This is a genomic window from Actinomadura sp. 6N118 (genome assembly GCF_044326415.1).
Lineage (GTDB): Bacteria > Actinomycetota > Actinomycetes > Streptosporangiales > Streptosporangiaceae > Spirillospora.
Map to the genome: position 1 here is coordinate 1 of NZ_JBIRAZ010000052.1, position 23,574 is coordinate 23,574.

General features: G+C 70.8%; 21 protein-coding genes and 1 pseudogene. 13 read left to right on the plus strand and 9 right to left on the minus strand.

The features are described 5' to 3' along the window. Positions 1–829, minus strand: a pseudogene (locus ACH34W_RS54770) (hypothetical protein); the annotation flags it as partial. Positions 830–1,019: 190 nt separating this feature from the next. On the opposite strand from ACH34W_RS54770, the gene ACH34W_RS54775 reads away from it, so the two are divergent. From ACH34W_RS54775 to ACH34W_RS54800, 6 genes are all read left to right on the plus strand, one after another. Further along, positions 1,020–1,316: a hypothetical protein gene (locus ACH34W_RS54775; RefSeq protein WP_395969241.1), complete on the plus strand. Its 297-nt coding sequence runs from the start codon at positions 1,020–1,022 to the stop codon at positions 1,314–1,316. A gap of 389 nt (positions 1,317–1,705) precedes the next feature. Then, a complete protein-coding gene (locus ACH34W_RS54780) occupies positions 1,706–2,785 on the plus strand; it encodes a sugar ABC transporter substrate-binding protein (RefSeq protein WP_395969242.1) in 1,080 nt (359 codons plus the stop codon). Between the two features lie 283 nt (positions 2,786–3,068). Beyond that, positions 3,069–3,824, plus strand: coding sequence for an ATP-binding cassette domain-containing protein (locus tag ACH34W_RS54785; RefSeq protein ID WP_395969256.1), 756 nt, complete (start codon positions 3,069–3,071; stop codon positions 3,822–3,824). A gap of 74 nt (positions 3,825–3,898) precedes the next feature. After that, complete coding sequence (locus tag ACH34W_RS54790; RefSeq protein ID WP_395969257.1) at positions 3,899–5,140, plus strand: sugar ABC transporter permease; 1,242 nt, start codon at positions 3,899–3,901, stop codon at positions 5,138–5,140. Positions 5,141–5,282: 142 nt separating this feature from the next. Further along, positions 5,283–6,041, plus strand: coding sequence for an ATP-binding cassette domain-containing protein (locus tag ACH34W_RS54795; RefSeq protein WP_395969243.1), 759 nt, complete (start codon positions 5,283–5,285; stop codon positions 6,039–6,041). Further along, a complete protein-coding gene (locus tag ACH34W_RS54800) occupies positions 6,041–7,270 on the plus strand; it encodes an ROK family protein (protein ID WP_395969258.1) in 1,230 nt (409 codons plus the stop codon). Before ACH34W_RS54795 ends, ACH34W_RS54800 begins: the two co-directional genes overlap by 1 nt. Before the next feature lie 50 nt (positions 7,271–7,320). On the opposite strand, the gene ACH34W_RS54805 is transcribed toward ACH34W_RS54800, so the two are convergent. After that, the gene (locus ACH34W_RS54805) at positions 7,321–7,842 is read right to left on the minus strand and encodes a flavin reductase family protein (protein ID WP_395969259.1); all 522 of its coding nucleotides are present in this window, start codon (positions 7,840–7,842) and stop codon (positions 7,321–7,323) included. A gap of 330 nt (positions 7,843–8,172) precedes the next feature. Between ACH34W_RS54805 and ACH34W_RS54810 the strand changes: the two genes are divergently transcribed. Then, positions 8,173–9,348, plus strand: coding sequence for a thiolase C-terminal domain-containing protein (locus ACH34W_RS54810; protein WP_395969244.1), 1,176 nt, complete (start codon positions 8,173–8,175; stop codon positions 9,346–9,348). Beyond that, positions 9,345–9,758, plus strand: a complete 414-nt coding sequence (locus tag ACH34W_RS54815) for a Zn-ribbon domain-containing OB-fold protein (protein WP_395969245.1) — start codon at positions 9,345–9,347, stop codon at positions 9,756–9,758. The genes ACH34W_RS54810 and ACH34W_RS54815 overlap by 4 nt, the downstream gene beginning before the upstream one ends. A 16-nt stretch (positions 9,759–9,774) precedes the next feature. Here ACH34W_RS54815 and ACH34W_RS54820 read toward each other — a convergent pair whose 3' ends face one another. The 5 genes from ACH34W_RS54820 to ACH34W_RS54840 form a co-directional block, all read right to left on the minus strand. Beyond that, positions 9,775–11,394, minus strand: coding sequence for an AMP-binding protein (locus tag ACH34W_RS54820; RefSeq protein ID WP_395969246.1), 1,620 nt, complete (start codon positions 11,392–11,394; stop codon positions 9,775–9,777). A gap of 32 nt (positions 11,395–11,426) precedes the next feature. Continuing rightward, positions 11,427–12,506, minus strand: coding sequence for a hypothetical protein (locus ACH34W_RS54825; RefSeq protein WP_395969247.1), 1,080 nt, complete (start codon positions 12,504–12,506; stop codon positions 11,427–11,429). Next, positions 12,503–13,570 (minus strand): LLM class flavin-dependent oxidoreductase, encoded by a 1,068-nt coding sequence (locus ACH34W_RS54830; protein WP_395969248.1) that lies wholly within the window; start codon positions 13,568–13,570, stop codon positions 12,503–12,505. Before ACH34W_RS54830 ends, ACH34W_RS54825 begins: the two co-directional genes overlap by 4 nt. Before the next feature lie 147 nt (positions 13,571–13,717). After that, positions 13,718–14,866 carry a YbhN family protein gene (locus tag ACH34W_RS54835; RefSeq protein ID WP_395969249.1) on the minus strand — a complete coding sequence of 383 codons (1,149 nt, stop codon included), beginning with the start codon at positions 14,864–14,866 and terminating at the stop codon, positions 13,718–13,720. 96 nt (positions 14,867–14,962) lie between these two features. After that, positions 14,963–15,250 carry a hypothetical protein gene (locus ACH34W_RS54840; protein WP_395969250.1) on the minus strand — a complete coding sequence of 96 codons (288 nt, stop codon included), beginning with the start codon at positions 15,248–15,250 and terminating at the stop codon, positions 14,963–14,965. A gap of 67 nt (positions 15,251–15,317) precedes the next feature. Here ACH34W_RS54840 and ACH34W_RS54845 point away from each other — a divergent pair, with 67 nt between their 5' ends. Next, complete coding sequence (locus tag ACH34W_RS54845) at positions 15,318–16,007, plus strand: HAD family hydrolase (RefSeq protein ID WP_395969251.1); 690 nt, start codon at positions 15,318–15,320, stop codon at positions 16,005–16,007. Positions 16,008–16,012: 5 nt separating this feature from the next. Here the strand turns inward: ACH34W_RS54845 and ACH34W_RS54850 are convergent, their stop codons facing one another. Both ACH34W_RS54850 and ACH34W_RS54855 read right to left on the minus strand, forming a co-directional pair. Next, the gene (locus ACH34W_RS54850; RefSeq protein ID WP_395969252.1) at positions 16,013–16,894 is read right to left on the minus strand and encodes a hypothetical protein; all 882 of its coding nucleotides are present in this window, start codon (positions 16,892–16,894) and stop codon (positions 16,013–16,015) included. Positions 16,895–16,908: 14 nt separating this feature from the next. Then, positions 16,909–18,045 (minus strand): ferritin-like domain-containing protein, encoded by a 1,137-nt coding sequence (locus ACH34W_RS54855; RefSeq protein ID WP_395969253.1) that lies wholly within the window; start codon positions 18,043–18,045, stop codon positions 16,909–16,911. A 131-nt stretch (positions 18,046–18,176) separates the two neighbouring features. Here ACH34W_RS54855 and rimP point away from each other — a divergent pair, with 131 nt between their 5' ends. From rimP to infB, 4 genes are all read left to right on the plus strand, one after another. After that, positions 18,177–18,857, plus strand: coding sequence for a ribosome maturation factor RimP (rimP, locus tag ACH34W_RS54860; RefSeq protein ID WP_395969254.1), 681 nt, complete (start codon positions 18,177–18,179; stop codon positions 18,855–18,857). Between the two features lie 25 nt (positions 18,858–18,882). Then, positions 18,883–19,977 (plus strand): transcription termination factor NusA, encoded by a 1,095-nt coding sequence (gene nusA / locus ACH34W_RS54865; RefSeq protein ID WP_395969260.1) that lies wholly within the window; start codon positions 18,883–18,885, stop codon positions 19,975–19,977. A 34-nt stretch (positions 19,978–20,011) separates the two neighbouring features. Next, on the plus strand, positions 20,012–20,266 hold the full coding sequence (locus ACH34W_RS54870) for a YlxR family protein (protein ID WP_395969261.1): 255 nt from the start codon (positions 20,012–20,014) through the stop codon (positions 20,264–20,266). Positions 20,267–20,419: 153 nt separating this feature from the next. Continuing rightward, on the plus strand, positions 20,420–23,536 hold the full coding sequence (infB, locus tag ACH34W_RS54875; RefSeq protein ID WP_395969255.1) for a translation initiation factor IF-2: 3,117 nt from the start codon (positions 20,420–20,422) through the stop codon (positions 23,534–23,536). Positions 23,537–23,574 lie beyond the last annotated feature (38 nt).

The following is a 23,574-nucleotide window of genomic DNA, read 5'->3' on the forward strand; positions in this document are numbered from 1 at the left end:
ATCTTGGTGGCGGCGGTGTCCTTGACCGTGCGGGGGGCGGGGGTGGGGGTGGGGCGCCGCGCTGCCAGCGGTTGATGGCGGCGAGCGCGAGCTCTTGGGTGCGCGTCAGACCGCCCGGCCGGGGAGTGGCGGCGCCTACCGGGTGGCTGCCAGGCGGTGGCGGCACCGCTTCGGCCGGGGACGGCTGCCTACGTCCGCCCACGCGCGCCTTGACGCTGAGCCCGTACGTGAGAACGAGCAAGACCACGAAGAGCAGCAGATAGGCGCCGTGCTCCAGGAGCGCGGTCCACTTGCCCTTCACGGCGTCCAGCACGCAGAAGACGCCGAAGCCAGCGATCCAGCCAGTGATCGCGGGCAGGAACCAGACGTCCCTGCGCCGCACCAGCCCGGCCACTGCGATGAGGAGGAGCAGCGCCTCGATCACCTTGACCCCCGCCAGCACAGGGGTCGCCGCGCCGGCGCCCAGGTATCCGGCCACCTCGTCGCGCCGTTCGCCCCAGCCGATCACCGCGCCTGCCAGCCCGGTGACGCCGTACGCGACGAGGAACGCACCGATGGGGTAGTGGAAGCGGTGCCAGTTCTGCCCGGACGGCCCCGGCGCGATGGCCGGGAGTACCTGCTCGCCGGGGGAGGGCGGCGGCAACGGCAGGGCGCGAGTCGGATTCGGTCCTGCGGCAGGCTCCGGGGCAGGCTCGCCGACAGGTCCTGGGGCAGGCCCGGTGGCCGGGTCGCCGCCCGGCGCCGTGCCCGGCTTGGGTGGCAGCGGCGTATCAGGGCGGGTCCACCCGCTGTTTGATTCGGCGCTGTTCGACCCGGCACTCACCGTCATGTCCCCCGTCCTGCCCCGTCTGGCTGCTACGCGAAAGATATCCCGGATCCCGGTGGCGTTCCGGTCCTCGGGGTCAGGGCGGCCTCATGGTGACGCGCCGTGGCGCTGACCTCGCAGTCCTTGAAGATGCGGCGTCGACACGGAAGGGTGATTTTCCGTCGGGCCATGCGGAATCCAGATGGAGTCGAGGATGACGCCTGACGACACGGGAACCGCCGCGTCAGTGAAGACGCGGATCGAATATCTGGAAGAGCTCGGCGACGAACTGGTCAGACGCGGGTTCCGGGTACGCATCAACGTGCCCCGCGGCCAGGCGCCCAGCTTGCACGTGATGAACCCGGACGCCTCCGTGCTCACGGAGAACATCCTCGCCGAGCGGGGGGCGGACGGCTGGTGGTACTGGTGGTCGTGGGGGGAGCACATCACGGCCGCCGGCGACACGCCCGGCGCGGCCGATCGGATCGCACGGGTGCTGTCCGCCGACTGACAAGGCGTGGTCATGCAGGGGGTCCGGCACACTCCGGGGGCACTGCATGATCACGTCCCGAATGTTGGCTTGAGAAACATTTGTCACGTCAGCCGCCACCTGCGAAGCAGCGTCGCAGCCGCCCCGCCGGCCCGTGTCCCACGTGGACGTATGCCCTCGGTCAAATCTTGTCCCCAGGTAACGGCCCTGTTACTTGATTGTTACTGCTGACAACAAATTAGCCGCCAGGGGGTCTTGGCGACGCGGTGGAAGCCGACATATGTTGCGGGTCACAACATTCTCGCCGTTGAGTGTGTGATCTCGCTCACCGGTGACGCGCGTCCGAATGTCCCACCCCGTCAACTTCCACGGTCACCAGCGAGTGGCCGTACCCAGAAAGGACCTTGCAGATGCGCAAGGGGATCCTCAGCCTCACCGCGCTGTCCGCGGCGGCCGCACTCACGCTGACCGCCTGCGGGGGCGACTCCGACGACAAGGGCTCGGCGCAGTCCGGGGCCAAGGGCAAGATCGGCGTGATCCTGCCGGACACCAAGTCCTCCGCCCGCTACGAGAGCTTCGACCGGCCCTTCCTGGAGCAGTCCTTCAAGGCCGCCGGCGTCCAGTACGACATCCAGAACGCGGAAGGCTCCACGCAGCGCTTCCAGACGATCGCGGACCAGATGCTCACCAGCGGCGTCACCGTCCTGATCACCGACGGCCTGGACTCCAACTCGGCCGCCGCCGTCCAGCGCAAGGCCAAGGCGCAGGGCGTCCAGACCATCGACTACGACCGGCTGGCCCTGGGCGGCGTCGCCGACTACTACGTCTCGTTCGACAACGTGAAGGTCGGCGAGGAGCTCGGCAAGGGCCTGCAGAAGTGCCTGGGCGACAAGGCCGCCAACATCGTGTACCTGAACGGCGCCCCGACCGACAACAACGCGACGCTCTTCGCGCAGGGCGCCCACTCGGTGCTCGACACGGTGACCAACTACAAGAAGACCGCCGAGCAGGCCGTGCCGGACTGGGACAACCAGCAGGCCGCGACGATCTTCGAGCAGATGTGGACCGACAAGGGCGGCAAGATCGACGGCGTGCTGGCCGCGAACGACGGCGTGGGCAACGCCGCCATCTCGATCCTGAAGAAGAACGGCCAGGCCGGGAAGGTGCCGGTCACGGGCCAGGACGCCACGGTCGAGGGCCTGCAGAACATCCTCGACGGCAACCAGTGCATGACGGTCTACAAGCCGATCAAGCAGGAGACCGACGCCGCCGCCAAGCTCGCCATCGCGCTGCTCAACGGCCAGAAGGGCGAGACCAACGGCGTTTCCAAGGACACCGTCGGCAAGCGCGACGTCCCGTCCGTCCTGCTGACCCCGATCGGCGTCACCAAGGAGAACATCAAGCAGGTCGTCACGGACGGCTTCGTCAAGAAGGAAGAGCTTTGCAAGGGCGCGTACGCCGCCAAGTGCAAGGCCGCCGGCATCCAGTGACGACCCATCGCTGACCCGTGGCGGGTCCGCCGGGGCGCGCCCCGCACGCGACCCGGCGACCCCGCCTCGGGCCGGCGAATCCCCAGGAGGAAATCGCGTGGCAGACCACGGCACCGCTGACAGCGGCATCCCCGCCGAGAGCGGTACTCCCGCGCAGAGCGGTACTCCCGCGCAGAGCGACACTCCCGCGCAGAGCGTCACTCCCGCGGAGAGCGGCACACCGGCGGGCGGCGACCCCGCCGGCGCCGCCGCCCAGGCGGGCGGCGACACCCCCGTGCTCCGCATCACCGGGCTCAACAAGAGCTTCGGTGCCGTCCACGTCCTGCACGATGTGGACTTCACACTGCGTCCCGGTCAGGTGGCGGCTCTCGTCGGCGACAACGGCGCGGGCAAGTCGACCCTGATCAAATGCATCGCGGGCATCCACCCGATCGATTCCGGGACCATCGAGTTCGAGGGCCGCACGGTGTCGATCAGCGGCCCCCGGGACGCCGCGGCGCTCGGCATCGAGGTCGTCTACCAGGACCTCGCGCTGGCCGACAACCTCGACATCGTGCAGAACATGTTCCTCGGCCGCGAGCGCACCAAGGGCGTCGTTCTGGACGAGGACTCGATGGAGCAGGCGGCCCGTGAGACGCTCGCGCGGCTGTCGGTCCGCACCGTCAAGTCCGTGCGGCAGCAGGTCGCGAGCCTGTCCGGCGGGCAGCGGCAGACCGTCGCCATCGCCAAGGCCGCGCTGTGGGAGTCCAAGGTGGTCATCTTGGACGAGCCCACCGCCGCGCTCGGCGTCGCGCAGACCCGCCAGGTCCTCGACCTGGTCCGGCGGCTCGCCGACACCGGCCACTCGGTGGTGCTGATCTCGCACAACATGAACGACGTCTTCGAGGTGGCCGACCGGATCACCGCGCTCTATCTCGGCCGTGTCGCGGCCGACGTGGCGCGCGCCGAGGTCACCCACGGCCAGGTGGTCGAGCTGATCACCGCCGGGCGCTCCGGTGAGCTGGGGCTCGCACCCGTGACCGCGGCCGAGAACCTCTGATCGGGGCCCCTATGTCCATGGAATCATCACCATCCACCGCACCTCCCAACGGTACGAAGGGAGCCGCCGTGAAGATGGCGGACACGGACTTCGCCGACGACCGGCGCACGCATGATGTGGCGTCGGCCGCGCGCGACTACTGGATCCGCGTGCGCGGCGGCGAGCTCGGCGCCCTGCCCGCGATCCTCGGCATGGCCGGGCTGGTCCTGCTGTTCTGGCTGCTGCGCCCGGAGACCTTCCTCAGCCCGCAGAACATCGCCAACCTGTTCACCCAGGCGCTGCCGGTGACGATCCTGGCGATGGGCCTGGTCTTCGTCCTGCTGCTCGGTGAGATCGACCTGTCCGCCGGCGTGACCGGCGGCGTCTGTGCGGCGGTCATGGCCAAGCTGATGGTCGACGCGGAGCAGCCGTGGTACGTGGCGGTGCTCGCCGCACTGGCCACCGGTCTGGTCATCGGCGGTGCGATCGGCTGGCTCGTGTCGGTGATCCGCATCCCGTCGTTCGTCGTCACGCTGGCGCTCTTCCTCGGCCTGCAGGGCGTCACGCTGCGGCTCATCGGCGAGGGCGGCACCGTTCCCGTCCGCGACGACGTCGTGGTCGCGCTGGCCAACAAGAACATGCCCATCTGGGCGGGCTGGTTGCTGGCCGTGCTCTGCACCGCCGGTTACGCGGCCGTGCAGCTGGCTCGCTGGCGGCGTCAGCGCCAGCGGAATCTGGCCGCGCGGCCGATCCAGCTGGTCGTCGGGCAGGTCGCGGTGGTCGGCATCGCGCTGCTGTTCGGCACGTTCCTGCTCAGCCGGGACCGCGCGCCGAGCCCGCTGATCACCGTGGCCGGGGTGCCGTGGGGTGTGCTGCTGGTCGCCGTGCTGTTCATCATCGCGAGCTTCGTGTTGTCCCGGACGCCGTACGGGCGGCACCTGTACGCGGTCGGCGGCAACGCCGAGGCCGCGCGGCGCGCGGGCATCAACGTGACCCGGCTCCGGATGTCCGTCTTCATGATCGCGTCCACTCTCGCGGCGGTCAGCGGCATCGTGGCGGCGTCCCGGCTCAACTCGGTCGCGACGGCCTCCGGCGGCGGCAACGAGCTGCTGTTCGCGGTCGGCGCCGCGGTCATCGGCGGCACCAGCCTCTTCGGCGGCAAGGGCAAGGCGCGCGACGCCATCCTCGGTGGCCTGGTCGTGTCGATCATCGCCAACGGGCTCGGCCTGCTCGGTGCCAAGGCGTACCTCAACATGCTCATCACCGGCGGCGTCCTGCTGCTCGCGGCGAGCATCGACGCGCTGGCCCGCCGCCAGCGCTCGGCGTCCGGACGTTAAGGCGAACGGGTCCCGCCGGCCACGCACAAAGGGGTTGAACATGCCGTTTGCGACTCCGGGCAGGGAGAACAGGGCTGGTACGCTCAGCGACCACGACCGCTTCTCCCTGGCCGGAGACGCGTCACGGTGGGAGCCCCCCGGAATGCCAGCGACACCTCTCTTGGACCTGCGCGGAATCGACAAGAGCTTCGGTCCCGTCAAGGTTCTGCATGATGTGGCGTTCACCGCGCACCCAGGTGAAGTCACCGCGCTCGTGGGCGACAACGGCGCGGGCAAGACGACGCTGGTCAACTGCATCGGCGGCATCCACCCGTGGGACGCGGGCGACTTCCTCTTCCGGGGTGAGCCGGTCCGGCTGAGCAGTCCCCGGGAGGCCGCCGATCTCGGCATCGACATCGTCCACCAGGATCTGGCGCTCTGCGAGAACCTCAGCATCGTCCAGAACATGTTCCTCGGCCGGGAACGCCGCCGCGGCCTCGCGCTCGACGACGCCGGGATGGAGGAGCTGGCGACCACGACGCTGGCCGGGCTCTCGGTCCGCACGGTCACGTCCGTGCGCGCGCCGGTGGCGTCGTTGTCAGGCGGCCAGCGGCAGACCGTCGCCATTGCCCGCGCGGTCCTGTGGGACAGCCGGGTGATCGTCCTGGACGAGCCGGCGGCCGCGCTCGGCGTCGCGCAGACCCAGCAGGTGCTGGAGCTGGTCCGGCGGCTCGCCGACAAGGGCCTGGCCGTCGTGCTGATCTCGCACAACATGAACGACGTCTTCGCCGTCTCCGACCGCATCGCGGTGCTCTACCTCGGCCGCATGGTCGCCCAGGTCCGGACGGCCGACGTCACCCATGCCCAGGTGGTCGAGCTGATCACGACCGGGCGCAGCGGTGAGCTGGGGCTGGCGCGATGATGAGGGCAGGCCCGTCGCCGGAGGAGATCCGGCGGCACAATCTCGGCACGCTCTTGCGGTTCGTGCACCTGCGCGGGCCGTCCTCGCGCGCGACGCTGGCCGAGGCCATGGGGCTCAACCGCAGCACGATCATGGCGCTCACCGCCGATCTGACCGCGGCCGGGCTGGTCCGCGAGGAGCTGCCGCGCGGGCCCGGGCGCCGGGCCGGCCGCCCGTCGCTGGTGGTGCGGCCCGAGGGCACCCGCGTGTACGTGCTGGCGTTCGACCTCGGGGTGGACCGGCTCGCGGTCGCCCGGGTCGGCCTCGGCGGCACGATCCTCGACCGCCGCGAGGCGACGCGGACCCGCGGCGAGTTCGACCTCAACGAGACGATCGGCGCACTGGCCGGGGCCGCCCGCGCGCTGACGCGCAAGGCCGGCCGCGACTCGGTCTGCGTCGGCGCGGCAATGGCCTTTCCGGGCACGGTGCGGCGCTCCGACGACGTCATCAGGTTCGCGCCCAACCTGGAGGTGGGCGATGTGTCGCTGGGCGACGCGCTGTCGCGGCGGCTCGGGCTCGGATTGCCGGTCGCGGTCAGCAACGACGCCAACCTGGGTGCGCTGGCCGAGCACGTACGCGGCGTCGGCATCGGCTACGACGACCTGATCTACCTGCACGGCGACGTGGGCTTCGGCGGCGGGATCATCGTCGGCGGGCGCCTGCTCGGCGGCCAGGACGGCTACGGCGGCGAGATCGGCCACATGGTGGTCAACCCCGGCGGGCGGCTGTGCGGCTGCGGCGCGCGCGGCTGCCTGGAGGCCGAGGTGGGGGAGCGGACCCTGCTCGCGCACGCGGGCCGTGCCGAGTCGTCCGACCTGCTCGGCCGTGACGCGATCCGCGCGGTGGTCGACGCCGCCGACCGCGGGGACGTCCAGGCGCGCGACGCGCTGCACAGGGTGGGCGACTGGCTGGGCCGGGGCGTCGCCAACCTGGTCAACATCTTCAACCCGGGAATGATCGTCTTCGGGGGCACCCTGCGCGACATCTACCTCGGCTCGGCGGCCCAGGTGCGCAGCGCGCTCGCGACCAACGCGCTGAGCGCCCCACGGGAGAACGTGAAGCTGCGCACCGCCGAGCTGGGCGACGACGCCACGCTCGTCGGGGCAGCCGAGTTCGCCTTCGCGGATGTCCTCGCGGACCCCGTGGAGGTGCTCGCGCGCCTGCGTTCCCCCGAAGAAAGCCCCGTCTAGGCGGGCCGTTCCGTCCGTTCAGCCGTCGAAACGCCTAGCCGTCGAAATGCCTAGCCGTCGAAGCGGCCGTAGCCGCCCTTGTAGAACAGCAGCGGGTCGCCGTCGTGGTGCTTGTCGAGGTGGTGCACCCGGGCCACGACGATCACATGGTCGCCGGCGACGTATTCGCTCTCGACCGCGCACTCGATCCAGGCCAGCGCGCCCTCGATGACCGGGCTGCCGTTCGGCGACTCGGTCCAGTCGATGTTGGCGAACTTGTCGCCGCCCTTGATCGCGAGTTGCTTGCAGACCTCCATCTGCGGCTCGCTCAGGATGTTGATGCACAGCCGGTCGGCGCCACGCAGCAGCGGCCAGGTCGTGCTGGTGTGCGCCACGCAGAAGGCCACCAGGGGCGGGTCCAGCGAGACCGAGGTGAACGAGTTGGCGGCCAGCCCGGTGGGGCGGCCGGATTGGGTGTCGATCGCCGTGATGGCGACCACCCCGGTGGCGAAGCGGCCCAGGACCGACCGGAACCGGGCTCCGTCGATGTCGGTCACCGGGGCTCCGGTGGAGCCGTTGGGGGATCCCTGCATGCGGCCTTCCACTCCCTGGCCCGAGGGGCGATGGGCGGAATCACGCATGAAGGCGGCGGCTGCGGTCGCTCCGTCGGCCATGTGATCCAACCCTTCTCTTAGCCAAGCGCTTGCTTGGACGATAGGGCGGCGCGGTTCCGGGTGTCAAGCCGAACCGGGCCTCCCGTCGTCCACAGCCATTCAAAGGCACAGGTCGCCTCGTTGATTCCGATCTAGGCAGAAATCGGTCCAAAGTCCCGCCTGACCTAGGTCCCTGGACCGATCTGGGCGCCGTTGAGTAGAGTCGGGTCCATGACACGGCCAAGCGCTTGCTCGGCTAAGGGAGGGCGTGTGGGGAGCTTTCGCGACCGGACGGCGATCGCCGGAGTCGGCTACACCCCGTTCAGCAAGGACTCCGGGGTCTCCACGCTGACGCTGGCGGTCGACGCGATCCTCGCGGCGCTGGAGGACGCCGGCCTTTCCGTGGACGACGTGGACGCGCTCGCCACGCACCGGGTGGGCGACTCGACGCCGCCGTGGGTGGTGGCGCCCGCGCTCGGCGTGCCGGAGGTGTCCTGGTACCTCGACCAGTTCGGCGGCGGCAGCGTCTCGCACTCGGTGATCGGGCAGGCGGCCATGGCGGTCGCGGCCGGGGTCGCCGAGACCGTGGTCTGCTACCGGGCCATCAACGCGCGTTCGGAGTTCCGGATGGGCGGTACGGGACGGGCCCCGGCACCGATCTTCGACATGCAGTACCAGGCGCCGTACGGGTACTTCGCACCGCCGCAGCAGTTCGCGATGTACGCGCGGGCGCACATGAACGCCTACGGCACCACGCACGAGCAGTTCGGCCAGATCGCGGTCCAGCAACGGGCCAACGCGGTGAAGAACGCGCGGGCGCTCAAGCGTGACCCGATCACGCTCGACGACTACCTCGCCTCCCGCTGGATCGCCGAGCCGCTGCGGCTGCTCGACTGCTCCCTGGAGACCGACGGCGCCTGCGCTGTCATCGTCACCTCGCGCGAACGCGCCCGCGACCTCAGGCGCACGCCTGTGCTCGTCTCAGGCGCGGTGTGGGGCGGAGGCGACTCCTTCTTCTCCGGGGCGGGGAGCGCGGCGTACGGGACGGACTTCACCGTGACCGAGGCCGCGCGCATGGCACCGCGCCTCTACGCCATGGCGGGCGTCGGGCCCGGCGACATCGACGTGGCGGAGCTCTACGACTGCTTCACCTACTCCGTCCTCGTGCAGCTTGAGGATTACGGCTTCTGCGAGAAGGGCGAGGGCGGCCCGTTCGTGGAGTCCGGCGCCACCGCGCTGGACGGCGCGCTGCCCGTCAACACCCACGGCGGCTTCCTGTCCGAGGGATACGTGCACGGCATCAACCACATCGCCGAGGCGGTCGCACAGCTGCGTGGCAACGCCGGTGACCGCCAGGTGGACGGCGCAGAGGTGGCCCTGTCGACCGCCCAGCCCGGATACGTCCTCGCCGGCACCTCGGCGCTGATCCTCAGGAGCGACCCATGAGCATTGCCCAGCGTCCGCGACCGGAGGTTGACCGGGACTCCGCGCCGTGGTGGGCGGCGGTGCGGCGCCACGCGCTGATCGTGCAGCGCTGCGAGGACTGCGGGACGCTGCGTTTCCCGGCCCGCGCGATCTGCAACCGCTGCCGGTGCCGCTCGTACGAGTGGGTGCCGGTCCAAGGCACGGCCAAGGTCTACAGCTGGATCGTCAACCACCAGGTCTTCATGCGGCCGATGGCCGACGAGGTGCCGTTCCCGGTGGTGCTCGTCCGATTGGACGAGGGCGACGACCTGCTGATGTACGGCAACCTCGTGGACGGCGACGCCGAGGACCTCCGGCCAGGCCTCCCCGTCGAGGCGGTCTTCGTGGACGTGGACGACGAGACGACCCTCATTCAATGGCGGCCGTGCTGAGTCGCCGTGCTGAGTCTCAGCGCTCCCCGGTGGCGCGGGCGTGCAGGGCGAGCTTGTCTATCTTGCCGTTGACGTTCACCGGGAGGGCGTCCACGAGGATCACCTTGCGGGGGACCTTGTAGTTGGACATGTTGTCCTTCGCCCACGCGGTGACGGCGTCGGGTGAGACCTCCGGGCCCGGTTGGGGTACGACGTAGGCCCAGCCGACCTCGCCCATCCGTTCGTCGGGCACGCCGATGACGGCGACCTGGGCGACGCCCGGGCAGCGCAGCAGGAGCCCCTCGATCTCAGCCGGGTAGGCGTTGAAGCCGGAGACGATGAACATCTCCTTCTTCCGGTCGACGATGGAGACGTTGCCGTCGTCGTCCAGCGTGCCGATGTCGCCCGTGCGCAGCCAGCCCTCGGCGTCGACCGCCTCGGCCGTCCGCTCCGGGTCCTGCCAGTAACCGCGCATGACGCCGTACCCGCCGACGAGGATCTCGCCCGCCTCGCCCGCCGGCAGGTCCTTGCCCTCGTCGTCCACGATCCGCACGCTCACGCCGGGCACGGCACGGCCCGTGGAACAGGCGATCACCTCGACCGGGTCCTCGGGCCGGGTCATCGAGACGACGGTGCCCTCCATGAGGCCGTACGCATTGATCATCCGCTCGATGCCGACCCGGTCGACCAGGCGCCGGATCAGCTCGGGCGGCACGGCGGCGGCGCCACAGATGAGCACGCGCAAAGACGACACATCCCGGCCATCCAGCTCATCCAGGATCTTGAAGAACATCGGGGGCGCCCCGGCGAGGATGCTGATCCGGTTGCGTTCGATGAGGTCCATCAGCTCGCCCGGCTGGAACAGCGCGATCGGCATCATCGTGGCGCGGCGCAGCACGCACGCCAGCAGCCCGGCGTTGATCCCGAACCCGTGCGAGAACGGCGCGATGATCGGGTAGTGGTCCCCCTCCCGCAGGGTGACGAGCTCCGCCCAGTCCCAGTAGCCGCGCAGCAACTGGACGTGGTGGAGCATCACCCCCTTGGGCGTGCCGGTCGTGCCCGACGTCGCCATGATCTCGGCGAGGTCGTCAGGGCCGACCGAGAGGGCCCGTTCCTCGGCCGCTTCGGGAGAGATCGCCTCTCCGCCGGTGAGGAGGTCCTGCCACGAGCCAACGCCCGTCCGCCCGGCGAACGACCCGTTTCCCAGCACGACGACATGCTTGAGGTCGGGAAGCCCACCGAACGGACGGTCGCCTTCGGGGGAGCCGCAGGTGTCCGCGAGCATGCCGAGGTACGAGGTGTCCATGAAGCCCTCGGCCACCAGCAGCACCGTGGCGCCGACCTTGCGCAGCAGGTCGGCGGCCTCGATGCCCTTGAAACGTGTGGACAGGGGCGTGATGATCGCGCCCGCGTCCCAGCTCCCGTACGCGGACACCACCCAGTCGGGCGTGTTGGGCGCCCAGACCGCGACCCGGTCGCCCGGGGTGACACCGAGGGCCAGCAGGCCGCGCGCGACCTCGCCCGCCGCGTGCGCCAGCCCGGCCAGTGTGAGCCGGGTGTCGCCCGCGACGACGACCTCGGCGTCTCCGTGGTTCGCCGCCTGGTCCCGCAACATCCGCGGGATCGTCCCCCAGCCGGGTACCGGCTGCAGATCCATCACGCCCTCCCGGGGTCGCTAAGCCGGTTTTTCTAGGCGCAGTGTGCGCGGTCGCGGCCGAGGTGGTGACCGCGCTCGTCGGTCACGGTGCCGGGGCGCCGTTCCTCGGAGACGTCGGGTTCGATGACGACCTCGATGGAGATCGGCGTGATCGCGTAGAGGGCCTGGACGATCCGCGACTTCCACATGGGGTTCTTGATCAGGGAGTCCCGGCCGAACGTGATGTGCAGCGCGGCGGCGTCCAGGGTGCCCTCGCGCGTGATCCGCAGATCCCAGTGGGTGACGCCGTCGATGCGGGTGAGCGCCGCGGCCACCTTGGGGATCGACAACCAGCGGCCACGGACCAGGACGTGCTCGCCGACGGTGTGGGTGGGCGCGGGCACGCCCTCCTCGCCGCCCGCGAGCCGTACGGCCTGACCGGTGCGCAGGGTCGCGTCGCCGAGGGTGGAGTGCCAGTCGGGCGTGACGACGAGCTCTGCCGGCCCTTCGGCGTACGGGGCGTCCAGCGAAGCGTCCTTGTCCAAGGGCGCGAGGCCGAGGAGCCCCTCGCGAACCGGGGTGTACGCGGCGTCAGCGGCAGTGCGCTGCGCGATCGGGACACCGAAGAACGGGTCGGCGTAGAGCTCCCGCACCGACGCCTCGAACTCGGAGGCGAGCTGCGCGTAGGTGTTGGGGGAGGGGATCTCGCCGACGAGCAGGATGTGCCGCAGTTCCAGGTCGAGCGGGTCGAGCAGGAACTCCAGGTGCAGCCGGGCCAGGAAGTCCATCGCCCCGGTCGGGGTGATGATGAGCGTGGTGGCGCGTACCTTCTCCAGGGCGGTGTGCAGGCGCATCCGCCCGCGCGCCCCGACCGACGCGGCGGCCTGGGCGACCTCGGCCGCGGCCTCGGTGATCAGCGATCCGGCGGGCTCGCCGTCGTTGTTCAGCGCGACGACGACGCGGTCGGACTCGCCGATGCCCGCCGCGCGCAAGGTCGCGGCGGCCAGTTCGAGCGCGGCCGTGCGGTCGGCGGCGGCGAGCGGGGCGACCAGGTCGCCCTCGGGGGAGACGTGCAGGAGGCCCGCGGCGGCGCGGCCGGCCGGGAAGGTATCCCGGGTGATCCACGACGTCACTTCATGACCTCCTGCATGAAGAGCTTCATCGAGTTGCAGACGTGCTCGTGGGCGAGCCCGCCGACCTGGGCCTGGAGGATGAGGTCGGTCGCGCCCGCGGCCTGGATGCGTTCGACGGCCTTGCGCGAGCCCTCAACGTCGTCGATCACGACCATGTGCTGGTCCCGCAGGACCTGCATGGCCTCCTCGGGCGGCATGCCGACGGCCTGCTGGCCGAGGACGCGGTGGGTGGCGTGCCGGGCGTCGGTGTAGTCCGGCGGCGCGACCAGGTTGATCTGGCGGCGCAGGTACCAGAGGACCGCGTCGGCGGCGGTGTCCACGGCCTCCTGCTGGGTCGGCGCCACGTACCAGGGGATCATCATCGCGATCCGCCGGGACTCGGGGTCGAAGCCGTTGTCGGCGAGGCACTGTTTGTACTTGGCGATGTCCTCGGCGACGTCGTCGAGCCCCTTGAGCATCGTCATGCCGAGCAGGTTGTAGCCCTGCTTGGCCGCCGCCAGATAACCCTCGACCGAGGTGGAGGCGACCCAGACCGGCGGGTGCGGCTCCTGGACCGGGCGGGGGTAGACCGCGACGTTGGGGATCTCGAAATGGTCGCTGGAACGGGTGATCGGCTCGCCGTCGGCGTTCCAGATCGCGAGGACCGCCTCCAGCGACTCCTCCCACAGCCGGCGCGACTGCTCGAAGGGCTTCTGGAAGGCCTGGTACTCCAGCGGGGAGGCGCCGCGCCCGGTGCCGAACTCGACCCGGCCATTGCTGATCACGTCCAGCGTGGCGACCCGTTCGGCGGTCCGGATCGGGGACTGGAACGGCAGCAGCACCACGCCGAGGCCGAGGTGGATCCGCTCGGTCCGCTGGGAGATGCCCGCCAGCACCAGGTCCGGTGCGGAGGAGTGCGAGAAGCCCCGGGTGAAGTGGTGTTCCACGAACCACGCGGTGTCGAAACCGAGCTCGTCGGCCAGGACGACCTGGTCCATGACGTTCTCGAAAGCCCGCCTCTCCACGTCGCGGGACCGCCCGCGCACCTCGAGTTCGTAGCCAAGGCTGACCCGTAGGGACGTCATCGCGCCTCCGGTTAATGATGGTGCTCTGCTGCCGTGATTGTGACCAAGCGCTCGCTTGGGAGATTAGCAGCAGGGGACCACGGCAACAAGTCACCGACCGGGGTGAGGGGTGCTGCCGTAAGGAGCGCTGTCAGGTGAAGGGCGCTGTCAGGGGTTGCGCGGCTGGGGCCCGGGAGCGGGCGACACGGTGTAGGGCGTGGTGAACGCGACGGACGTGAGGCCCGTCAGCGTGGCGCGTCCGGTCGCTGCGAGCCGCCGCCTGGTGCGCTCGGACACACGCGGCCCCTCCTGCAAGGCCGCCCAGGCCAGCCAGCCGACCGTCACCACGGCCCAGTACGAGAAGAGCCGGTAGAGCCCGACCGCGGCACCTGCCGGGGCCAGCGTCGCACCCAACGCGACCAGCGACGCGGCCATGCTGCTCTCGATCGCGCCGATGCCACCCGGGAGCAGCGGCAGCAGGCTGCCCGCCGCCTGCGCGGCGAAGTAGGCCAGCGTCACGGCGTGCGGGGGGACGTCGATGCCGACGGCACGGGACGCCGCGATCAGAGCCAGGATGTCGAACGCCCAGTTGAGCGTCGCCAGCATGACCAGTGCCGCCCAGTCCCGGAGTGAGGGGCGCAGGGCGTCCCGGCCTTCCCGCAGCCGGTCGGCGTACGGCGCGACCCGGCGATGAGCCAGGATCGCTCCGCCGATCCGGCCGAGCGGCCCGGCGAGACGGGCGCGCGATGAGGGCCGGCTGAGCGCCGTCACGAGCGCGAGGGCCAGCACGGCGGGAATGGACAGCGCCATCAGCGCCGGGCCGCGGGCGTGCGGATCGGCGAGCAGAGCGAGCAGTCCGATGGCGGTGTAGGCGCCGGTGGTGATGATCCCGCCGACCAGGATGACCGCCGTTGAGAGCTGCGGGGAGGCGCCGGTGCGCCGGAACTGGCGGAACGTGTAGACGACACTCACCGCGGGTCCGCCCGGGAGGGTCGTCGACAGGGCGTTGCCCGCGTACGTCACGGCGAACGCGCGACGCAGCGACATGCGTACCCCGCCGATCCTCAGCAGGCGGCGTTGCAGCCTCGCGAAGGCCGCCATGGAGCCCGCCGAGGCGACCACGACGAGCACCAGCCAGGCGGGGTCGGCCCGGCGGGCCGCAGTCCACATGGCGCCGAGGTCGGGGAGTTGGCCGCGCAGTGCGACGAGAAATCCGATGGCGAGCGAGAGCATCGCGAGCTGGAGGACGAGGCCACGATGACGCTTGAACCACGAGCGTGCGGCAGGAATCCGAAGGGGCACGTCGGTCTCAGCCATGTCCCGGTCACCTCGCAAGCTCGCTCGCTCAGGGCAACCCCCGTTAGAACAAAGGCATTCCCTCCCAGAGGGATCAGAATCGAAAAGTGATCCCCGTCACTCCGATCGGTCGTCCTCCTCGTGGAGGGCCGCCTCCTCCGCCGGCTCCCCGGGCCGCGGGAACGGATCCGACCCGCGCCGGGACGTATCCCGCTCGTAGTCCCTGAGGCCGATCGAGCCCTCGTCCTCGGTGACCGTGGGCGGCGGGCTCTCCACGTACTCCTCGGCCAATGCGATGTCGTCGACCTGCTCGTCATCGCCCATATCGTCGATGTTGTCTTCCGGATCGCGTTCGGGCATGTAGTCGGACATGGCCCCCTCCATGCTCATCTCTTGCATGCTCATCTCTTGCTCCTGGAAGGGGCCCTTCCCGAAGAGGTACCGGTCACACCGGATGGTTACGATCCGGGGCATGACCGTTGACGCTGTGATCTTCGACTGGGGCGGCACGCTGACCCCGTGGCACGATGTCGAGCTCCCCGACATCTGGCGCCGGATCTGCGCCGCGCATCTGGACGCCGACCAGGTCGAACGCGCCGCCACCGCGCTCGTCGACGCCGAGCTGGAGCTCTGGCGGCGCGGCAAGGAGGAGCATCGCAGCGCGACCATCGACGAGCTCTATGCGCTGGCGGGAGTGGAGGCCACGGAGGCGATCCTCGCCACCCATTACGAGACGTGGACGCCGCACACCTGGATCGACCCGGCCGCCCCGTCGCTCCTGCGCGAGCTCCGGCGACGGGGCATCAAGGTGGGCGTCCTGTCCAACACGATGTGGTCACGCGAATGGCATGAGCGCATCTTCGAACGCGACGGAGTGCTCGGCCTCCTTGACGGCGCGGTCTACTCCAGCGAGATCCCCTGGACCAAGCCGCACGCCAAGGCGTTCCAGGCCGCCATGGACGCCGTCGGCGCCACCGACCCGTCCCGGTGCGTCTTCGTCGGCGACCGCCCCTACGACGACATCCACGGCGCCAAGTCCACCGGCATGCGCGCCGTCCTGATTCCGAACAGCACCGTCCCCGCCTGGGACGGCGCGGTCCCCGACGCCACGATCGCCGAACTCGCCGATCTCCTCACGCACATCGACGCCTGGGCCCGCTGAACGGCTCAGCGTGCGGGGGCCTGCACTTTGCCGATGCCGAGGGTGTTGCTCGCGGGCAGCAGGCCTGTTTCCAGGTTGGCGATGAGGATCGGCAGGGTGAGCTCGGCGAGGCGATCGGCCTTCTCCTTGCCGAGGGCCTCCCACGGGGCGATGGCCAGGTCGTCGGTGCGGCGTTCGACGGAGTCGCGCAGCTCGCGGCCCTTGTCGGTGGCCTGGCCGCCGGCGTCGACCAGGCCGCGCGAGGCGAGCCGGTCTTGGGCGGCCTGCCATTCCTCCCCGGTCCAGCCGCGGCTGGTGAACGTCTCGACGGGGGCCGCCCCGATCGCGGCGAACGAGACAAGGGCCTCGGCGGGGTCGAGACCGGCGGTCAGCAGAGCCGCGACATGGCCGTCACCGCGGTGCTCGCGGAGGATGTTGATGGCGTGCCAGAGGACGAGATGCGGCTCGTCCGGCCAGGTCAGATCGGCATTGGCGGCGGCGATCGGGCGGCCCGCTGTGTTCGCCGCCTCGGCCGCCGCGCGCGCCAGCCCGGCCGCCTCAGCGACCTCCGGACCGTCGATCTTGATGCCCGGCAGGACGCGGTACATGCGGTCCACGGCGCGCAGCCGGGCGGCCAGGATCCGGTCAGGCGGGGCGATCGCCCAAGCGGCGGGGATGTGCTCGGCGACCATGCGGGGGTTGAAGCTGTAGAACGCGGCGGCGACCTGCTCGGGGCCGGCGGCGCCAAGAGGGGCCGAACGCCACGCGAAGTAACTCGGCCACCGCACGTCGATGTCGAAACCGAGTGCCTTGGCCTCGTCGAACACCTCCGGCGCGTACCAGAACAGCGCGTGCACCGGCTCAAGCTGGTGCCACATGTGCCGTGCGAAACCGGGGTCCTGGGACATGGTTCACTCCTTAATCAGCCGCCGGGCTGGGGCTTGGGTGAGAGGGCCGAGGCGGGAAGGCCTGGGAATGCGGCGTGGTGCATCGGCACACCGGCGGTCGTCCGCCACCGGACCGCGCGGGTCATCGCCTCTTGCGCGGCGCGGGCGGCCTGGTCGCGGAGCTGGGCGTCCTGGGCTCCGGCGAGGCCCACATAGGCGACGGTGAGATCGTCTTCGAGCTTGGCCGCGAGTTGGGCGGCGTTGCGGGGAGAGGTCACCCGTATCGGCAGCTTGTACGCGGCCTCGGCCGCCACTGGCTTGGCCTGGCGGGCGGTGAGGAGCGCCATCAGGACGTCGCGTTGATCGCGGTGGGCGTTCCAGTACGTCCGTGCGGCCTCGTACGCGCCGTCGGTGAGCCGTGACCCCAAGACTCCGTAGCCGTAGACGGCCGCGTGCTCGGTGGCCAAGGCCGACTGCAGCGCCTCCAGAGTGAAGCCGCGTGCAGGAGGCAGGGTGGCCGTAGGCGGGGCTGCCGTCTTCTTGGCGACGCTGGACGTACCGGAATGTCCTGCGGAACAGGCGCCGAGGGAGGCCAGCAACTGGGCCAGCCCAGGGGCCGACTTGCCCGCGTCCGCCGCGTACTTGGCTGCGGTCTGGACCTCGGCGGTGCGCAGGCCTGCCAGGACCGTGGCCGGGCTGCCGGACACCTGCTGGGGACTGGGCGCGGGCGTCATGGCGGAACCAGTCATGGCGGAACCAGTCGTGGCGGAACCGGTCACGGCGGGATCGTCTGCCTGCCTGCCGGACCCCGGCACATAATGCCGCCGCAGCACCGCCAGGTGATCGCGATGATGGGCGACGGCCAGGTCGATATGCCTGGCCAGGGAGGCGTGGGCGCCGCGGGCGGCCTCATACCGCGCGATCAGGTCCTGCTCGGCCCTGATGGCACCGGTCAGCACGGCGACGTCCGGGCCCGGCGGGCCTGCACGAGCCGGGCCGTCGCCGGAGCAGCCGCACAGCGCCGGCAGGGCGATCAGGGCTGTCCCGCCCAGGACGGCCCGTCGTGACGGCCCGGTGCCTGCAGGCAAGGGTGTCTCCTCACCGAGGGTCGCGGGGTCAGTGATCGCCCCCAGAACGTGGTGATGGCGGCCCGCGGCGAGTCTTCCGCCCATCAGGCCAGCTCAAGCATTCCATACCCGGCGCGCCGGTGAGCTGTCCGAAAGACCTCTGAGGTGTCCGGCTGTCGATAGTCTTGAGGAGACAACGGATACGCGACGGTTTCAGAACTACATGAGGAGGTCCCATGAGCGTCGAGTCAGGCGGTGGCAGCGCTCAGCGGAGCTCCGACGGCCGGCCGTCCCGCGATCAGGCCGCCAGCGCGATCCTCGCGCTGCTGGAGCCCGCGGTGGCCGAGGCGGGCTTCGATCTGGAAGAGGTCGACGTACGGCCCGCCGGACGGCGGCGCCTGGTCAAGATCGTCGTGGACGCCGACGGCGGCGTGAGCCTCGACGACGTCGCCACGCTCAGCCAGACGGCCTCCGAGCTCCTTGACGGTTCCGACGTCATGGGCACGTCGCCGTACGTGCTCGAGGTGACGTCGCCCGGCGTCGACCGGCCGCTCACTGAGCCGCGGCACTGGCGCCGGGCCGTCGGCCGGCTGGTCGTCGCACCGCTCACCGCGGGCGGCCAGATCGAGGGCCGCGTGGCGGAGGCCGACGAGACGGCGGTCGTCCTGGACGTCGTCGCCAAGGGCAAGGGCTCAGGTAAGGGCCAAGGCTCAGGCCAGGGCAAGGGCAAAGGCTCGGGCGGCCCCAAGGGCCCGAAGACGACCAGACGCCGGTTCGGCCTCGACGAGCTGGGACGCGGCCGGGTGCAGGTGGAGTTCCGCCGCCACGGCGACGCGGCCGACGCAAGTGACCTGGATGATTCCGGGGCACCTGCCGACGAGGCCGACGAAAAGCGTTCTCCGGCTGAGCCGGACTAGAGGGGGGAACCTCGTGGACATCGACATGACCGCCCTGCGCAGCCTCGAAAGCGAGAAGGACATCTCGCTCGAGGTCGCCGTCAAGGCGATCGAAGACGCGCTGCTGATCGCCTACCACCGGACGGAGGGGGCGGCTACCAAGGCGAGGGTCGAGCTGGACCGCAAGACCGGCCACGTGACCGTGTGGGCGACCGAGGCCGACGACGAGGGAGCCGCGGTCCGGGAATACGACGACACCCCCGAGGGTTTCAGCCGTATAGCGGCGACCACGGCCAAGCAGGTGATCCTGCAGAAGCTGCGGGACGCCGAAGACGAGCTCACGTTCGGTGAGTATGCCGGGCGGGAAGGCGACATCGTTTCGGGGATCATCCAGCAGGGCAAGGATCCGCGGAACGTGCTGGTCGACCTCGGCAAGATCGAGGCGATCCTGCCGCCGCAGGAGCAGGTCCCGGGCGAGTCCTACGAGCACGGCGAGCGGCTCCGGGCGTACGTGGTGCAGGTCCGCAAGGGCCACCGCGGCCCTTCGGTGCAGCTCTCCCGGACCCATCCCAACCTCGTGCGCAAGCTGTTCGCGCTGGAGGTCCCGGAGATCGCCGACGGCACCGTGGAGATCGCGGCCATCGCGCGCGAGGCCGGGCACCGCACCAAGATCGCGGTCCGGTCCCGCAAGCAGGGCGTGAACGCCAAGGGCGCCTGCATCGGCCCGCTGGGCAGCCGCGTCCGCAACGTGATGCACGAGCTGCACGGCGAGAAGATCGACATCGTGGACTGGTCGGACGAACCGGCCGAGTTCGTCGGGAACGCGCTGTCCCCGGCCCGCGTCACCAGTGTCGAGGTCGTCGACGCCGACGCCCGGGTGGCCCGCGTGATCGTGCCGGACTACCAGCTCTCGCTGGCGATCGGCAAGGAAGGGCAGAACGCCCGCCTGGCCGCCCGCCTGACCGGCTGGCGCATTGACATCCGGTCCGATACCGAGCAGCCGGCCGCGGAATCGGCGGCCGAATCGACCGCCGAATCGACGGCCGAGCCTTCCGCCTCGAAGGTTGCGGAGTCCGGCGAAACAGGATCAACTACATCAGGAGATCATGCGACAGGACCTGCCGACGCCTCGGCGCGGTAGACTCATGTCATGTGGCCGGGCGGTCCCGCAACGCATGTGTGTGGGCTGCCGGGTTAGCACGGCCAAGTCCGACTTGCTGCGGCTCGTGGTGGTCGAGGGCGTCATCGTCCCCGATCCTCCCGGGCGGCAGCCGGGCCGAGGTGCCTATGTGCACCCCGACCCGGGGTGTCTGGAGCTCGCAGAGCGTCGTCGGGTGTTCCCCCGGGCCTTCCGCCTGGCGGGGCCGCTCGACACGAGTGTGCTTCGAGACCGGCTTGCGGCACTCGCCGCGCAGCAGCAGGATGGCTGAAGGGTAAGCGACGTCTAGTCGCCGAAAGGTAAGCGACGTCTAGTCGGAGAGCAGGTCGAGATTGCTATGAGCGCTCGATGAGCACGCCGCGATGAGTACGGCAAGTTAGCGACGGTCCGGAGGCCCCACCCCCGGATCGAGTTAGGGAGTGCAGTGGCCAAGGTCCGGGTATACGAACTCGCCAAAGAGTTCGGTGTTGAGAGCAAGGTCGTCATGGCCAAGCTCCAAGAGATGGGCGAGTTCGTACGATCGGCGTCCTCGACGATAGAGGCGCCAGTCGTTCGCAGGCTCACCGAAGCTTTCCAGAATTCAGGGTCCGCCAAGCCGGCGGACAAGAGGGGCGCGTCGAAGAAGCCTTCGGCTCCGCGTCCCGCCGCCCCCAGGCCGGCCCCCGCGAGCAGCGGTGGCCCTGGTCCGGCGGCGGCCCCCAAGCCGGCGGCTCCGCGCCCGCCCGCGCCCAAGCCGGGCCCGGCGGCGCCTGCGGTTCCTCCGAGCCCGGCATCGAGCCCGGCGTCGAGCCCGGCGCCGCCCTCGACGGGTGGTCCCAGGCCTGGCCCGCGCCCCGCGCCGGGTCCCGTTCCGCCTGTGCCGAGCACACCGGTCCAGCCGCCTGCCGCGGCCAAGGGTCCGAGTGCCCCGCCTGCCCCGCCTGCCCGTGACACGGGCCAGCGCCAGGGCGGTCAGGGTGGCCAAGGTGGCCAAGGTGGTCCCGGTGCCCGCGGTCCCAAGCCGGGTCCGCGTCCCGGCCCCCGTCAGTCCGGCGGTGGCGGCGGTGGACGTCCCGGCGCTCCGCGTCCGGGCAACAACCCGTTCAGCTCGACCAACACCGGCATGGGCCAGTCGCCCAAGCCGGGTCCCCGTCCGGGCCCGCGTCCGGACGGCGAGCGCCCGCAGCGTGACGACCGTCCGCCGCGCGACGACCGCCCCCGTGGCGACCGTCCCGGTGGCCCGCGTCCCGCGGCGCCCGGCGGCCGTGGTCCCGGTGGCCCGGGTGGCCCCGGCGGGCCGCGTCCCGGTGGCGGCGGCCCTGGTGGGCCCCGTCCGGGCGGGCCGCGTCCGAGCCCGATGAGCATGCCGTCCTCGCGTCCCTCGGGCAGCCCTGGTGGCGGTCCCGGTGGTGGCCGTGGCGGTCCCGGCGGCGGCCGTGGTGGCCCTGGTGGCGGCGGTGGCCGTCCCGGTGGCGGCGGCGGTGGCGGCCGTGGCGGTCCCGGTGGACGTCCCGGTGGCGGTGGCGGCGGCTTCGGCGGCCCGCGCACCGGCACGGGTGGCGGTCCCGGTGGTCGTCCCGGTGGTGGCGGCGGCTTCGGCCCCCGTCCGGGCGGTGGCGGCCGTGGTCGCGGCGGCACGCAGGGTGCCTTCGGGCGTCCGGGCGGCCGGCCGACCCGTGGTCGCAAGTCCAAGCGGGCGCGTCGTCAAGAGTTCGAGAACATGCAGGCTCCCGCTGCCGGTGGCGTCTCCGCGCCGCGCGGCAACGGCAAGGTCATCCGGCTGCCGCAGGGTGCCACCCTCACCGACTTCGCCGAGAAGATCGGCGCCAACCCGGCGTCGCTCGTGGCGATCATGATGCACCTCGGCGAGATGGTCACCGCGACGCAGTCGGTCACCGAGGACACCCTCAAGCTGCTCGGCGTCGAGCTCGACTTCGACGTGCAGGTCGTCAGTCCCGAGGACGAGGACCGCGCGCTGCTCGAGTCGTTCGACATCGAGTACGGCGAGGACGAGGGCGGCGAGGAGCACCTCCAGGTGCGTCCGCCGGTCGTGACCGTCATGGGTCACGTCGACCACGGTAAGACCCGCCTGCTGGACGCGATCCGCAACGCCAACGTCGTGGCCGGCGAGGCCGGCGGCATCACCCAGCACATCGGTGCCTACCAGGTGCAGACCGAGGTCGACGGCCAGGACCGCAAGATCACCTTCATCGACACCCCGGGTCACGAGGCGTTCACCGCCATGCGTGCCCGCGGTGCCGACACCACCGACCTGGTGGTGCTGGTGGTCGCGGCCGACGACGGCGTCAAGCCGCAGACGACCGAGGCGATCGACCACGCCACGGCGGCCGGAGTGCCGATCGTGGTCGCGGTCAACAAGATCGACAAGGAGGGCGCCGACCCCAACCGGGTGCGCGCCCAGCTCACCGAGTACGGCCTGGTGGCCGAGGAGTTCGGTGGCGCGACGCAGTTCGTCGACGTGTCCGCCCGCGAGGGCGTCAACATCGAGGGGCTGCTGGAGGCGGTCGTGCTGACCGCCGACGCCGAGCTTGACCTCAAGGCCAACCCCGACATGCCCGCCCAGGGCTCGGCCATCGAGGCCCACCTGGACAAGGGCCGGGGTGCCGTGGCGACCGTGCTGGTCCAGCGCGGCACGCTGCGGGTCGGCGACTCGATCGTCTGTGGTGTGGCTCACGGCCGCGTCCGGGCGATGCTGGATGAGAACGGCAACAACGTCGAAGTGGCGCTGCCGTCCCGTCCGGTCGAGGTGCTCGGTCTGACCGCGGTGCCCGGCGCCGGCGACAACTTCCTGGTGGTCGACGACGACCGGGTGGCCCGCCAGATCGCCGACAAGCGGACCGCGCGCAAGCGCAACGCCGAGCTGCTGCGCAGCCGCAAGAGCAGCTCCCTCGAGGAGCTGTTCAAGGACCTGGAGCGTGGCGCGCGGGACGAGCTGCTGCTCATCCTCAAGGGCGACGTGTCCGGTTCGGTCGAGGCGCTGGAGGACTCGCTGCTCAAGATCGATGTGGGCGACGAGGTCAGCCTGCGCGTCATCCGCCGCGGTGTCGGCGCGATCACGCAGGACGACGTCAACCTGTCGCTGGCGTCCGAGGGCGCGGTCATCCTCGGCTTCAACGTGCGTCCCGAGCGGAACGCGCAGGAGCTGGCCGACCGCGAGGGCGTCGACATCCGGTACTACTCGGTCATCTACCAGGCGATCGAGGAGATCGAGGCGGCCCTCAAGGGCATGCTCAAGCCGGAGTTCGAGGAGGCCCAGCTCGGTACCGCGGAGATCCGCGAGGTCTTCAAGGTGCCGCGGATCGGCAACATCGGTGGCTCCATGGTCACCTCGGGCCTGATCCAGCGCAATGCCAAGGCCCGCCTCGTCCGCGACGGCGTCGTGGTCTCCGACAACCTCACGGTGTCGTCGCTGCGCCGCTTCAAGGACGACGCCACCGAGGTCCGCGAGGGCTTCGAGTGCGGTATCGGTGTCGGCTACAACGACATCAAGATCGGCGACGTCATCGAGTGCTTCGAGATGCGGGAGAAGCCCCGCGACTAGTCGCACCTGATCCGTCGGGGGGGGGGGGGGGGGGGGGG